This window comes from Sporosarcina sp. P12(2017), from assembly GCF_002743035.1.
GTDB lineage: Bacteria > Bacillota > Bacilli > Bacillales_A > Planococcaceae > Sporosarcina > Sporosarcina ureae.
Genome location: NZ_PDYL01000003.1, coordinates 123,273 through 136,903, shown reverse-complemented (window position 1 = coordinate 136,903; position 13,631 = coordinate 123,273). Strand labels below are relative to the sequence as shown.

At 41.1% G+C, this 13,631-nt stretch carries 14 protein-coding genes and 1 other annotated feature; of the genes, 13 read left to right on the top strand and 1 reads right to left on the bottom strand.

The genetic code is table 11. The features are described 5' to 3' along the window. The first annotated feature begins 25 nt into the window (after positions 1–25). The 12 genes from polA to CSV80_RS03340 all read left to right on the top strand — a co-directional run bounded on the left by polA (position 26) and on the right by CSV80_RS03340 (position 12,627). Positions 26–2,650 carry a DNA polymerase I gene (gene polA / locus CSV80_RS03395; RefSeq protein WP_099669592.1) on the top strand — a complete coding sequence of 875 codons (2,625 nt, stop codon included), beginning with the start codon at positions 26–28 and terminating at the stop codon, positions 2,648–2,650. 10 nt (positions 2,651–2,660) lie between these two features. Continuing rightward, positions 2,661–3,533, top strand: a complete 873-nt coding sequence (gene mutM / locus CSV80_RS03390; RefSeq protein ID WP_099669591.1) for a bifunctional DNA-formamidopyrimidine glycosylase/DNA-(apurinic or apyrimidinic site) lyase — start codon at positions 2,661–2,663, stop codon at positions 3,531–3,533. Between the two features lie 12 nt (positions 3,534–3,545). Next, positions 3,546–4,148, top strand: coding sequence for a dephospho-CoA kinase (gene coaE, locus CSV80_RS03385; RefSeq protein ID WP_099669590.1), 603 nt, complete (start codon positions 3,546–3,548; stop codon positions 4,146–4,148). Between the two features lie 119 nt (positions 4,149–4,267). Next, positions 4,268–5,290 (top strand): glyceraldehyde-3-phosphate dehydrogenase, encoded by a 1,023-nt coding sequence (locus CSV80_RS03380; protein ID WP_099669589.1) that lies wholly within the window; start codon positions 4,268–4,270, stop codon positions 5,288–5,290. 117 nt (positions 5,291–5,407) lie between these two features. Beyond that, positions 5,408–5,875 carry a transcriptional regulator NrdR gene (gene nrdR / locus CSV80_RS03375; RefSeq protein WP_099669588.1) on the top strand — a complete coding sequence of 156 codons (468 nt, stop codon included), beginning with the start codon at positions 5,408–5,410 and terminating at the stop codon, positions 5,873–5,875. A 33-nt stretch (positions 5,876–5,908) separates the two neighbouring features. After that, a complete protein-coding gene (locus CSV80_RS03370) occupies positions 5,909–7,270 on the top strand; it encodes a replication initiation and membrane attachment family protein (protein ID WP_099669587.1) in 1,362 nt (453 codons plus the stop codon). Between the two features lies 1 nt (position 7,271). Beyond that, positions 7,272–8,213 carry a primosomal protein DnaI gene (gene dnaI / locus CSV80_RS03365; RefSeq protein WP_029052906.1) on the top strand — a complete coding sequence of 314 codons (942 nt, stop codon included), beginning with the start codon at positions 7,272–7,274 and terminating at the stop codon, positions 8,211–8,213. Between the two features lie 103 nt (positions 8,214–8,316). Then, positions 8,317–8,547 (top strand) — a binding site (T-box leader). A 46-nt stretch (positions 8,548–8,593) separates the two neighbouring features. Next, a complete protein-coding gene (thrS, locus tag CSV80_RS03360; protein WP_099669586.1) occupies positions 8,594–10,528 on the top strand; it encodes a threonine--tRNA ligase in 1,935 nt (644 codons plus the stop codon). A 594-nt stretch (positions 10,529–11,122) separates the two neighbouring features. Then, positions 11,123–11,629, top strand: coding sequence for a translation initiation factor IF-3 (gene infC, locus CSV80_RS03355; RefSeq protein WP_143560452.1), 507 nt, complete (start codon positions 11,123–11,125; stop codon positions 11,627–11,629). 26 nt (positions 11,630–11,655) lie between these two features. After that, a complete protein-coding gene (gene rpmI, locus CSV80_RS03350) occupies positions 11,656–11,856 on the top strand; it encodes a 50S ribosomal protein L35 (RefSeq protein WP_029052909.1) in 201 nt (66 codons plus the stop codon). Positions 11,857–11,898: 42 nt separating this feature from the next. Further along, complete coding sequence (rplT, locus tag CSV80_RS03345) at positions 11,899–12,258, top strand: 50S ribosomal protein L20 (protein WP_029052910.1); 360 nt, start codon at positions 11,899–11,901, stop codon at positions 12,256–12,258. A gap of 78 nt (positions 12,259–12,336) precedes the next feature. Beyond that, entirely contained in the window at positions 12,337–12,627 is a 291-nt protein-coding gene (locus CSV80_RS03340; RefSeq protein WP_099669584.1) for a DUF1294 domain-containing protein, read from the top strand. A gap of 42 nt (positions 12,628–12,669) precedes the next feature. On the opposite strand, the gene CSV80_RS03335 is transcribed toward CSV80_RS03340, so the two are convergent. Continuing rightward, positions 12,670–13,050: a sigma-w pathway protein ysdB gene (locus tag CSV80_RS03335; RefSeq protein WP_099669583.1), complete on the bottom strand. Its 381-nt coding sequence runs from the start codon at positions 13,048–13,050 to the stop codon at positions 12,670–12,672. Positions 13,051–13,143: 93 nt separating this feature from the next. Here CSV80_RS03335 and CSV80_RS03330 point away from each other — a divergent pair, with 93 nt between their 5' ends. Beyond that, positions 13,144–13,629 (top strand): dUTP diphosphatase, encoded by a 486-nt coding sequence (locus tag CSV80_RS03330; protein ID WP_099669582.1) that lies wholly within the window; start codon positions 13,144–13,146, stop codon positions 13,627–13,629. Positions 13,630–13,631: the final 2 nt, after the last annotated feature.

Below are 13,631 nucleotides of genomic sequence, written 5' to 3'. Positions count from 1 at the left end.
CGAACATAAAGGAGTGGGATGAATTTTGACGAAAAAGAAAATCGTCTTATTGGACGGAAACAGCTTGGCATACCGTGCATTTTTTGCTTTACCTTTATTGACGAATGAAAAAGGTGTTCATACAAACGCGGTATATGGCTTTACCATGATGTTAGAGACCATCTTAGCAAATGAAAAACCGACGCATGTGATTGTAGCATGGGATGCAGGAAAAACTACATTCCGCCACAGTACGTATACAGAATACAAAGGCGGACGTCAAAAGACACCACCAGAGCTATCGGAACAGTTCCCGTATATTCGTAAATTAATTGAAGCATTCGGTATCACGCAGTATGAACTCGATTTATATGAGGCGGATGATATTATCGGGACATTAAGTAGAGAGTGTAATGATGCGGAAGCAGAAGTCGTCATCATCTCAGGAGATAAAGATTTAACGCAACTTGCGAATGATCAGACAACCGTATGCATCACAAGAAAAGGCATTACCGATCTTGAAAAATACACACCTGCACATATCGAAGAGAAATATGGCATTGCACCATTGCAGATCATCGACATGAAAGGTTTAATGGGCGATGCATCCGACAATATTCCAGGCGTACCTGGAATTGGTGAGAAAACGGCACTGAAATTATTGAAGGAATATGGTTCTGTAGAAGCAGTTTATGAGTCGATCGATCAAATCACTGCAAAGAAAATGAAGGAAAACCTTGTGAACAATAAAGAGCAAGCTTTCATGAGTAAAGAACTCGCAACCATTGAAGTTCACGCTCCGATTACGGTGTCATTGAATGATTTGGACTTTGTCGGACGCAACGAAGAAGAAGTGATTCAACTATATAAAGAATTGCAATTTAAATCATTGCTTGAAAAGATGGATGTATCTGTCGAGGTTCAACCACTAGAAGAAATCGCTGTTCATACTGTGGAAGAAATTACTTCAGAAATGCTGACGGATACGATGTCTGTGCATGTCGAGATCGATGGCGATAATTATTTGTCTGAAGATATTTTAGGTATTGGTCTGTCAAATGACACAGATACGTACTTCATCACTACTGAATTGGCTACATCATCTGATCTCTTTAAGAGCTGGATTGCGGATCATGCCACGCGTAAATATGTTTCGGATTCTAAATCAGCCTATGCAGCGATTGCGCGACTTGGCATGGAACTAAATGGTGCAGAATTCGATCTCATGCTGGCGGCGTACATCGTCAATCCTTCATTCTCGACAAATGAAGTCTCCGAAATCGCACGTTCATTTGGCTATCATGGTGTAGAAAGTGACGAAGCTGTCTATGGTAAAGGGGCTAAGCGAACTGTACCGGCATCTGAACAACTTGCCAACCATACTGCAAGAAAAGCACATGCAGTGTGGGAGCTGTATCCTGTGGTTACAAAACAGTTGGAGGACAATGAACAGCGTGACTTATTCCATGACCTAGAATTACCGTTAGCAAAGATACTCGGGAAAATGGAAGTAACCGGTGTGAAAACGGACGTAGATGTGCTGAAGACGATTGGAGAGCAGTTGTCGGAACGTCTGGCAGTCATTGAGAAGACGATCTATGAAATGGCTGGCGAGACATTCAATATTAATTCGCCTAAACAACTCGGCGTCATCTTGTTCGAGAAAATCGGCTTGACACCTATTAAGAAAACAAAGACGGGTTACTCGACAGCTGCAGATGTGCTAGAGAAGCTCGAAAGTGAACATGAAATCATTCAACATATTTTATTATACCGACAGCTCGGCAAGTTGAATTCCACATATATCGAAGGTCTTTCTAAAGAAATTCATGAAGACGGAAAGATCCATACACGTTTCCAGCAGGCGCTAACGCAGACAGGCAGATTGAGCTCGATCAATCCGAACTTGCAAAATATCCCTATCCGTTTGGAAGAAGGGCGCAAAATACGTGCAGCATTTATTCCATCTGAAACCGAATGGATTATGTTTGCGGCTGACTATTCACAAATTGAATTGCGTGTACTTGCACATATTTCGCAAGATGAAAAATTAATTGAAGCATTCCGTCAAGGTGCGGATATTCATACGAAAACTGCGATGGATGTTTTTGGTGTGAAGGAAGAAGAAGTGGATAGCAATATGCGTCGCGCAGCAAAAGCTGTCAACTTTGGTATTGTCTATGGCATCAGTGATTATGGATTATCCCAAAGTTTAAATATTACTCGTAAAGAAGCAGGGGAATTCATCGATACGTATTTAGCGAGCTTCCCGGGCGTCAAACAGTACATGGATAATAGTATTATTGACGCCAAGCAAAAAGGCTATGTGACAACACTATTAAAACGTAGACGATATTTGCCGGACATTACGAGTTCAAATTTCAACTTGCGAGGTTTCGCCGAGCGTACAGCGATGAATACACCGATCCAAGGAACTGCGGCGGACATCATTAAACAAGCGATGATTGATATGGATGCCAGACTTGAAAAAGAAAATATGCAAGCACGTATGCTGCTTCAAGTACATGACGAACTGATCTTTGAAGCGCCTATGGAAGAGTTGGAGAAACTAAAAGAAATCGTACCGGAAGTCATGGAACAAACGATTCAACTCGATGTTCCGTTGAAAGTCGATTGGAATTATGGCAAGTCTTGGTACGAAACGAAGTGAGTGAGTATACATGCCAGAACTACCGGAAGTAGAAGGAGTGGTGCGAGACCTTGCACCGCTCGTGGAAGGGCGGACGGTGAAGCAACTTTCTGTATCGGATACCGTCGTCATCTCTAAAACAGCTGGAAAAGAAACGATTATTAAAGGAAAATCTGTGGACGACTTTCTTGACGGCATGGAAAATATGCAAATCGAGAAAATTGTGCGTCGCAGTAAATATATTTATTTTCATTTAGTGAAAGAAAGCCAACCACATTTGCTCGTCAGCCACCTTGGTATGACGGGCGCTTGGTTTGTCGTGAATTCTCCTGATGAAATTACAGAAGAAAAGTTCCGGAAACATGCACATGTCTTTTTGGAAATGGAAGATGGCGGATTACTGGTCTACTCGGATATACGAAGATTCGGTGAAATGCGGCTACTACAGACGGAAGAAGATTTTCCTCCTTTGTTAGAGATGGCACCCGAACCTTTTTCTGATGAAGCGCTGGACCATTTTTTATCGATGGCAGAAACTCCGAAGTATAAAAGAAAACCTATCAAAGAAGTGATCATGGATGGGAAAGTTATTTCGGGATGCGGCAATATTTACGCTACAGAAGCGCTGTTTCATATGAAGATCCATCCGAGTCGAACAGCGGAACGAATCAGCAAAAAACGCAAAATTCTATTGTTTGAAGAGGTAGTACGCGTTTTGCAAGAAAGTATCGATGCAGGAGGCAGTACAATATCCGATTATCGTTCAGTTAACGGCAACGCGGGAACGATGCAAGATCGACTGCATATGTACGGGAAAAAAACATGCTTAGCGTGCGACACGCCGACTAAAAGTAAGCAGATTGCGGGCAGAACGTCTGTCTATTGTCCAGCTTGCCAAAAATAAGGAGTGATGAGCGTGATTATCGGATTGACAGGAAGTATTGCTAGCGGGAAAAGTACGGTAGCGAATATGTTGCGTGAAAAAGGTTACCCTATTGTTGATGCGGATGTAATTGCGAGGGAAGTGGTTGAGTCAGGAAGCCCATTGCTAAAAAAAATCCAACAGACATTCGGTGAAGAGGTGTTACGGGAAGATGGTACACTGAATCGCGAACAACTTGGCGCAATTATTTTTGGTGATGAAGTGAAACGACAACAGTTAAATGAATTGATGCATCCTGCCATCAGAGGGCGAATGGTCAGTCAGAAAGAAGACTATTTAACTCAAGGCTATCAAACCGTCATTATGGACATCCCCTTACTGTTTGAAAGTAAACTTCAGGACTATGTGGAGAAGATTGTCGTCGTTTCTGTCACGAAGCAAATTCAAAAACAGAGACTGATGGCTCGCAATGAATTGACGGAAGCAGAAGCAGATGCCAGAATCACATCCCAGTTGGATATGAGCATCAAAGAACAAGGCGCTGACGCGGTTATTCATAATAACGATACAGTGGAAGATACCGAAAAGCAGTTGAATGCAATCCTTGAAAACTGGCAAGCTGTACCGAGATCATGAGTGTGGGGAATTAATTTATAAATTTAATGTGTTATAGTGTTGGCATAATGATAAAATGTGTTATACTAATGAACGATTAAAGATATAAAGTATAACATACATGCAGGAGGATCCCTTTAATGACTACAAAAATTGCAATTAACGGACTCGGCCGTATTGGACGGATGGTATTCCGCCAGATTATCAAGGAAGACGATGTTAATCTAGTTGCTGTCAATGCGACATATCCAGCTGAAACGATTGCACATCTCTTGAAATATGACTCGACACACGGAGTTTTCGATGGTGAAATCATTGCGGATGAAAATGCGATCATCGTCGACGGCAAACGTGTACAACTAATTTCAGAACGTGACCCATCGAAATTGCCTTGGCAAGAGCTTGGCGTAGATATCGTTATAGAATCAACAGGTGTATTCAACTCACGTGATAAAGCAGCACTTCATTTGGAATCGGGCGCAAAGAAAGTAATTTTAACTGCTCCAGGTAAAAATGAAGACGTAACCGTTGTAATCGGAGTGAATGATGAGGAATTAGATGTCAACAAACATAGTGTAATTTCTAATGCGAGTTGTACAACAAACTGTTTAGCACCAGTTGCAAAAGTATTGAATGATGAATTCGGTATTGTAAACGGCTTAATGACAACTGTACATGCATATACGAATGATCAGAAGAACTTGGACAACCCACATAAAGATTTACGCCGCGCGCGTTCTTGCGGAGAATCCATCATCCCAACTTCAACAGGTGCTGCAAAAGCTTTGTCTCTTGTACTTCCTGAGCTTGAAGGGAAAATTCACGGCTTGGCACTGCGTATCCCAACACCAAATGTTTCCCTTGTGGACTTGGTAGTGGACGTAGAAAAAGATGTGACGGTTGAAGAAGTGAACAACGCGTTCCGTAAAGCAGCAGAAGGCTCGATGAAAGGGATTCTTCGCTATACTACAGAACCTCTTGTATCGATTGACTTCAATACGACTACAGAATCCGCAACACTAGATGGACTTTCTACTATGGTCATGGGCGATCGTAAAATCAAAGTGCTTGCATGGTATGATAATGAGTGGGGTTATTCAGCACGTGTTGTGCAATTGGCGAAAAAAGTCGCTACTGCACTAACTGATAAAGTCACTTCATAAATGAATGAATCGGCACTTCATCTCACGGGATGGAGTGCTTTTCTGTGTCCGTTTGTTGTTGTATGGACAGTTTCTGTTATAATGAAAAGTACTAATGAATATGCGGAGGAACTAACTATGTTATGTCCAGCTTGTCACTACCACGGAACACGCGTAATTGATTCACGACCTGCGGAAGAAAACCGTTCCATTCGACGAAGACGTGAATGCGAAAAATGTAGTTATCGTTTCACGACATTTGAAAAAGTGGAGCACTCTCCGTTAGTTGTCGTAAAGAAAGATAAGACCCGGGAAGAGTTCAGCAGTGAAAAGTTGCTGAGGGGATTAATTCGCGCTTGTGAAAAACGCGCGGTTCCGATCGAGCAATTAAAAGAAATCGTCAGTTCTATCGAAAAAGAACTAAGAAGCTCAGGAAATGTCGAAATAGATTCAGAACAAGTAGGAGAAATGGTGATGGAACGATTAGTGGACGTGGACGAGGTGGCGTATGTACGATTTGCGTCTGTTTACCGCCATTACAAAGACATCACGATCTTTATTGACGAGTTGCAACAATTGCAAAACAGGAAAGATGAACAAGAGTAAGATGTTGATCTAGAAGGGGAGGCGATTGTTAAAATGCTTTATACAGAGTTGCAGCCTGTCGATTCCTTCGAAGTGAAATTAGCACATCCTTTCTCTGCGTATGACCGACAAATGCTGACGTTATTTTATCAGCCACTTATCGGTCCTGAAGCGGTCAGTTTGTTTATGACCCTTTGGACGGATGCGGAAAGCAGAGAACCGCAAGAACATACCCACTACTATTTAATGAATATGTCTTCGTTTCCACTTCAAGCCATTTTTGAAGCGAGGATTTCATTGGAAGCTATTGGATTGTTGCGTACGTATAAGAAAAAGCAAGAAATAGATAAACGATCTTTTCTTTACGAACTATTACCACCACTCGATGCACCATCTTTTTTCAATGATCCGCTCCTATCTACCTTTTTATTCAGTAAAATTGGAGAGCAGCCGTATCGTCAGTTACGCGGCCGATTTTTAGAGGAGCCTATTGCGAAAGATGAGTATCAAGATATATCCCGAACATTTTTAGATGTTTATAAACCAGCGAGAGGCGATCAAGCGATGGAATTGACTGCAGGAATGCATTTCCAAGGAAAGAGTGAACCTCCCGGCATACCGTTTTATGTAGCAAATTTCAATTTCGATTTATTTTATAACGGTCTTTCAGAACAAATGATCCCTAAAGCTTCTTTGCGCACTATTTCTCAGGAAATGATTGCGATGCTGGCTTTCTTGTATTCACTCAGTCCGCTCGATATGCAAAAAGTCGTGATGATTGCAATGGATGAAAATCATCAGTTGACGGAAGAAAAAGTTCGCAAGGCAGCTGCGGAATTTTATAAGATGAATACGTCCAAGCAACCGCCTAAATTACAGTCGGTGTTTACACAACCGGTCGTCGAAGAAGTGCCAAAAGAAAATATGAGTCGTGACGAAGAACTATTGTTTTATCTAGAACATACTCCGCCAAAAGAAATGTTGCGTAAAGTGAGCAAGAAAGAACCATTCCTTGTAGACATTCAGCTTGCTGAACGATTAATCAATTTGCATAAGTTCCCTGTAGGTGTCGTCAATGTCTTGCTTCAATATGTAATGCTACGTAATGATGGCAAGATCACGAGCAGTTTTGTGGAACGCATTGCTTCACATTGGGCGAATAAACAAGTGAATGATGCTAAAACGGCTTTGAAGTTATCAAGAGAAGAACATGATCAATACATGAAATGGCTCAAAGAAGGGAAGCAGTCGACGCCTAGAAATCGAAAGCCAACAAGGGAAGAAAAAGTTCCAGAATGGTTTTCTAAGCGCGATAAAAAGAATGAGAAATCCGGTAAACCTAATAATTTCAATGTAGAGGAAGAACGCCAGAAGTTATTGAAAGAATTGGGGATTCAAGAATCAGAGGTGAAATAATATGGAACGAATTGGGGATGCGATGAAACGCGTAGTGAATGCTCCTTCATTAGCCCAGAAATATGACGAGCTTCGAACAGAAGTTATGGAAGATCCGGCTGTTCAACAATTTATTAGCGAGCATTCCGATGAAGTCAATACAGATGTGGTCAACCGCAGTCTAGGTAAATTATATGAATTCACAACGGCTTCCCACGCTTGTGAGCGCTGTCCGAATCTCGATGGGTGTATTAACGTCATGAAAGGCTTTGAGCCGAAATTAGTCATAGCACAGCGCCTTATTGATGTGGATTATATAGTCTGTCCTACTAAGCAGTTGGAAGATGAACGTAGAAACATTTCGAAAATGGTCAACAGCATGTACATGCCTAAAGAAGTAATGGAAGCGCGTCTATCTGACGTGAACTTCTTGTCAGAGGATAGTCGCGTGATCGTGATGCGAGCAGCTAAAGATTTCATAAATCAAATCGAGTCTACTGGTAAGGTTCCGGAAAGAGGCTTCTATTTATTTGGTAACTTCGGCATTGGAAAATCATTCATTTTAGGTGCGCTAGCGAATGAATTGGCAACTAGACGTATCCAAACTGTAGTAGTGTATGTGCCGGAATTTCTACGTGAGATGAAGCAATCGATTCAAAACCAAACATTGGACGAAAAAGTGGAGTTTGTGAAGCGGGCTCCTGTCTTGATGCTAGATGATATAGGAGCAGAAACGATGTCGACTTGGACTCGGGATGAAGTGCTTGGCACGATTTTGCAGTACCGTATGGCGGAAAAGCTACCTGTATTCTTTACCTCCAATTTTAATTATAATGAATTAGAACATCACCTTACAACGAGTCAGCGTGGGGAAAAAGAGCCTATTAAAGCGGCACGAATTATGGAGAGAATCCGCATGGTCAGCCAACCATTTAAACTTGGTGGGGAGAACTGGCGGGATTAATCTTTCTTTATAAAATGGCTTTGATGAAAGAATTAATAAATTACACTTGCAATTACGCTCAGACTTTTCTATACTATTACACAGTTCAACATTCATAAAATGTTAAAATGCATCGAAGAGGACAATAATTTGTTATTCACCTTTCCAGAGAACAAGGGCATGGCTGAAACCCTTGTAGGCAGAAGATAAATTTACCACCTCCAAGCAGCATCAGTGAAAGTAAGTAGCTGATGACGGTAGCGGCCCGTTAGCCGATCGAAAGCTTCGGTCTTTTCGCATATTTGCGAATAGAAGGAAGAAGGGTGGAACCACGAGCTCAAGCCTCGTCCCTTTAGGGATGGGGCTTTTTTGCGTTCAAAAAAAGAAAGGGAGTCATACACATGCCAGAAAATATTCACTTAACATTTCCAGATGGTGCAGTAAAAGAATTTGAGGACGGCGTCACAACAGAAGAAATTGCAGGCTCCATCAGTCCTGGATTGCGTAAAAGCGCATTGGCAGGGAAAATTGGAGATCAGCTAATTGATTTGAAATCACCAATCCATACAGATGGAGATATTAGTATTATTACTCCAACATCAGATGAAGCATTGGAAATTCTGCGCCATAGTACGGCCCACCTTTTGGCACAAGCCGTTAAACGCAAATTCCCGGATGCGAAACTAGGTATAGGTCCTACTATCGAAAATGGTTTCTATTATGATATCGATTCACCTACACCGATCACAGCTGAAGACTTACCTGAATTAGAAAAAGAAATGAAACGCATCATCGGTGAAAACTTGCCGATCATTCGTCACGATGTATCTCGTGCGGAAGCAGAAAAGCGTTTCAAAGAAATTGATGATGAATACAAGTTGGAACTTCTTGAAGCAATTCCTGAAGATCAACAAGTATCCATTTATGAACAAGGCGAATTCTTTGATCTATGCCGTGGCATTCACGTCCCGTCTACAGGTAAACTAAAAGAATTTAAATTATTAAGTATTGCAGGAGCTTATTGGAGAGGGAGCTCTGATAACAAAATGCTTCAGCGGATCTACGGAACAGCTTTCTTCAAAAAAGACGAGCTGAAAGACCACTTGCGTATGCTCGAAGAAGCAAAAGAGCGTGATCACCGTAAAATCGGTAAAGAATTGAATCTCTTCACGAATTCACAAAAAGTCGGACAAGGTCTTCCACTTTGGTTGCCAAAAGGTGCTACAATTCGCCGCGTAGTAGAACGTTATATTGTAGATAAAGAAGAAAGACTAGGCTATCAGCACGTGTATACTCCCGTACTTGGAAGTTTGGATCTCTACAAAACTTCAGGTCACTTGGATCACTACCAAGATAGCATGTTCCCGATTATGAGCATGGATAACGAAGATCTCGTTTTACGTCCAATGAACTGTCCTCATCACATGATGATTTATAAAAATGGTATTCATTCGTATCGTAACTTGCCACTTCGTTTGGCAGAACTCGGCACAATGCACCGTTATGAAATGTCCGGAGCACTTTCAGGTCTTCAGCGTGTTCGCGGAATGACATTGAACGATGCGCATATCTTCGTGCGTCCTGACCAGATTAAAGAAGAGTTTAAACGCGTAGTCATGTTAATCATTGAAGTGTATAAAGACTTCAATATCAAAGATTATTCATTCCGTCTATCGTATCGCGATCCTGAAGATACAACAAAATATTTTGATGACGATGAAATGTGGGAACGTGCACAAGCTATGTTGAAAGAAGCAATGGATGAGATGGAGCTTCCGTATACTGAAGAAGAAGGCGAAGCAGCATTCTACGGTCCGAAGCTCGATGTACAAGTAAAAACTGCAATTGGTATGGAAGAAACACTTTCCACAGCACAATTGGACTTCCTTTTACCTGAGCGCTTCGACCTTACGTATATCGGCGAAGACGGCAAACAACATCGTCCAGTCGTAATTCACAGAGGTGTCGTCTCTACAATGGAACGCTTTGTTGCCTTCTTAATTGAAGAATACAAAGGAGCTTTCCCTACGTGGTTAGCGCCAATTCAAGTAGAGCTCATCCCGGTATCACCTGACGTTCACCTTGACTATGCTCAAGACGTTAAAGAAAAACTGACATTGGCAGGGTTCCGAGTAGATGTGGACAGCCGTGACGAGAAGATCGGTTACAAGATCCGTGAAGCACAAGTACAAAAGGTTCCGTATATGCTTGTACTAGGAGATCGTGAAGTGGAAGCTGGCGAAGTCAATGTTCGTAAATACGGTGAACAAAAATCTGAGAGTATGTCATTTGACGCGTTCCTTGAATTGATCAAAGAAGACGTGAAGAAGGACTGATCCAAAGAGGTAGGTACCGTGGATCTGTTTTTCAGGTGGACACTTCCGACTTACTAAACGAAGGCGTCTTACAAGCGGTAGTGTAGCGATGAGTCAGCCAGGGAGTTCTTCCTGTCTGGTTCATTGCAATAGCCATCCGCAAGCGCCAAAGTGGGTGTAAAGCCGTTTTTCATTCTACTTTTCGAAATTGTTGAAAATAGTAGTTGCAATCCTATCTATAGTACGCTATACTTGAAAAGTTGAATTAATTCAAAAAAACCTGTGTGTCCGACAATGTGATCTGCAGAGTTATTGACATTTGATACTAATGATGTTATTATTAATAAGGTTAACTGAATACAGTTTGTGGTATAAGAAGAGGCTACCCGCTTCTCACCTGATCGACGCAATGAAGTTGTTGCCAGGTTAGCACAATAAGTTTATATCTATGCATACTGGCATAGTATACTTACGCGGGTAGACAAATCATATTTGTCTACTTTTTTTATTTTGTAAAATGGATAGACCTATGGGACTTTGAAGTCGGGATTTCCGATATACCAAAATGTGTATTCACGAGACAATATTCGGAGGTGGATTACTATTAGCAAAGACATGTACGTAAATGATGGTATCCGAGCACGTGAGCTGCGATTAATTGATCATAACGGCGAACAACTCGGTATCAAAACACGTAATGAAGCTTTAGATATTGCTGCTCAAGCAAACCTGGACTTAGTTCTTGTTGCTCCACAAGCGAAGCCCCCAGTAGCTCGTGTTATGGACCATGGAAAGTTCAAGTTCGAACAGCAAAAGAAAGAGCGTGAAGTACGTAAGAATCAAAAGGTCATCAACGTAAAAGAAGTTCGACTTAGCCCTACAATTGATGAGCATGATTTCCAAACGAAACTTCGTAACGGAATCAAGTTCCTTGAAAATGGGGATAAGGTCAAAGCTTCGATTCGTTTCCGCGGCCGTGCGATTACGCACAAAGAAATTGGCCAACGAGTACTTGATCGCTTTGCAGAATCTTGCAAAGAAGTAGCAACTGTTGAAGTTAAACCAAAAATGGAAGGTCGGAGCATGTTCTTAATACTTGCCCCACTTGCCGAGAAAAAGTAACACGAACAATTTAGGAGGAACAGAACATGCCAAAAATGAAAACTCACCGCGGTTCCGCGAAACGTTTCAAAAGAACTGGAACTGGTAAATTAAAACGTGGCCGTGCTTACACAAGTCACCTATTTGCTAACAAATCTACGAAGGCTAAGCGTCACTTACGTAAGTCTTCACTAGTTTCTTCAGGCGATTACAAGCGTATTCGTGAAATGCTAACAAACATGAAGTAAGACCGAACACACACTTAAAGGATAAGCAGGAGGTAATGCACTATGCCACGCGTAAAAGGTGGAACAGTAACGCGCAAGCGTCATAAAAAAGTATTGAAATTAGCAAAAGGTTATTTTGGTTCAAAACATAGACTTTATAAGGTAGCAAACCAACAGGTGATGAAATCTTATAACTATGCTTACCGTGACCGTCGTAACAAAAAACGTGATTTCCGTAGACTATGGATTACACGTATCAACGCGGCTGCTCGTGTGAATGGTATTTCATACAGCACATTAATGCACGGCTTGAAAGTAGCTGGCATCGATGTTAACCGTAAGATGCTTGCAGAACTTGCAGTGACAGATGCACCAGCATTTGCACAACTTGCAGAAACAGCAAAAAAATCTGTAGCAAAATAAGATGAACCAAAATCCACTTTCGTTTTCATTCTTATATGGAAATGAAGGTGGATTTTTTCGTATGGAGGAATGGCTGAAATGGCACAAACTCTATTAATTTATATGGTCATCCTGTCACTTTGGGCCTTTGGGGCAATGGGATATGATAAAAGACAAGCTAAAAGGAAAAAGCAACGTGTGCCCGAACGAAATCTATGGTTACTGGCTTTGCTTGGCGGCGGAGTGGGGGCGTACGTTGGCATGCAATTCTTTCATCACAAAACAAGAAAGACCAATTTCCGTATTGGATTTCTACTTCTAATGATGATTGATATCGTGTTGCTACTTGCAATATATGGTGTGAAATTTCCAACTACCGTTACATTTTAATATAAAAAACGGAAATAGCTTTTCTGAGCTATTTCCGTCTAATCAAGATTTCATTAATTGTTCAATTGGATTCTTCCAATTGATCTCGGCATGAGGATAATTCGTTCGTACTTCGGATTCAAGGAAATGAAAATCCTCTTTCGTCATACCTTGCAGATTCGCTTCATTTTTCACCCAAATGAAAATAGAGACAACATCAAAGGAATCAGTCGTGGTGCCTAGATATTTCTCACCTTCAAACATCGCACCTTTATACGTAATAAAAAAGTTTTTACGGATATTCTTAACGTCATCATAAAAATAATACTGTTCCTTTTCATACGCTTCATCCAGCTTTCGCTTAGCATCTGTCAAATAGCGAATCCCGGCATAAAATAAATATATAACAAGTGCTATAATGAAGATGCGGATCAATACAACCATGAAATCAGCTCCTGCAAACGATATAGTACAGTACTATACGGCTGAGTCTGGTAAAAGGTTTCATTTAATAGCAAAATGGTGGAGGGAATACAAATGAAATTACATCAACTATTTGAAATGCAAAGAGCACTCGATACATATATACAAAAAAATCATCAAACGAATGAGACATTTGCCGAAAGAGGTTTGGCATTAGTTGTCGAACTTTCCGAGTTGGCGAACGAAACACGTTGTTTTAAATTCTGGAGCACAAAAGGACCTTCAGCAGATGAGGTCATTTTAGAAGAGTATGTAGATTCTATACATTTCTTATTATCTCTAGGAATCGAAAAAGGCTTTGACGGATTGGAAGACTGGCCAGCGAGTGATGCTAAAGATCAAAATCTGACACAACAGTTTATTCAAACAGGTCAATCTATTTATGCATTTTTGGACTCATTAACATTTGAAGATTATAAAAATATTTGGATGAATTACGGAGCACTGGCGAATACACTTGGATTTACGGAAGAACAGATTATTCAAGCATATATTGATAAAAATGAAGAGAACTATGCACGTCAAAAAAGTGGATACTAAGC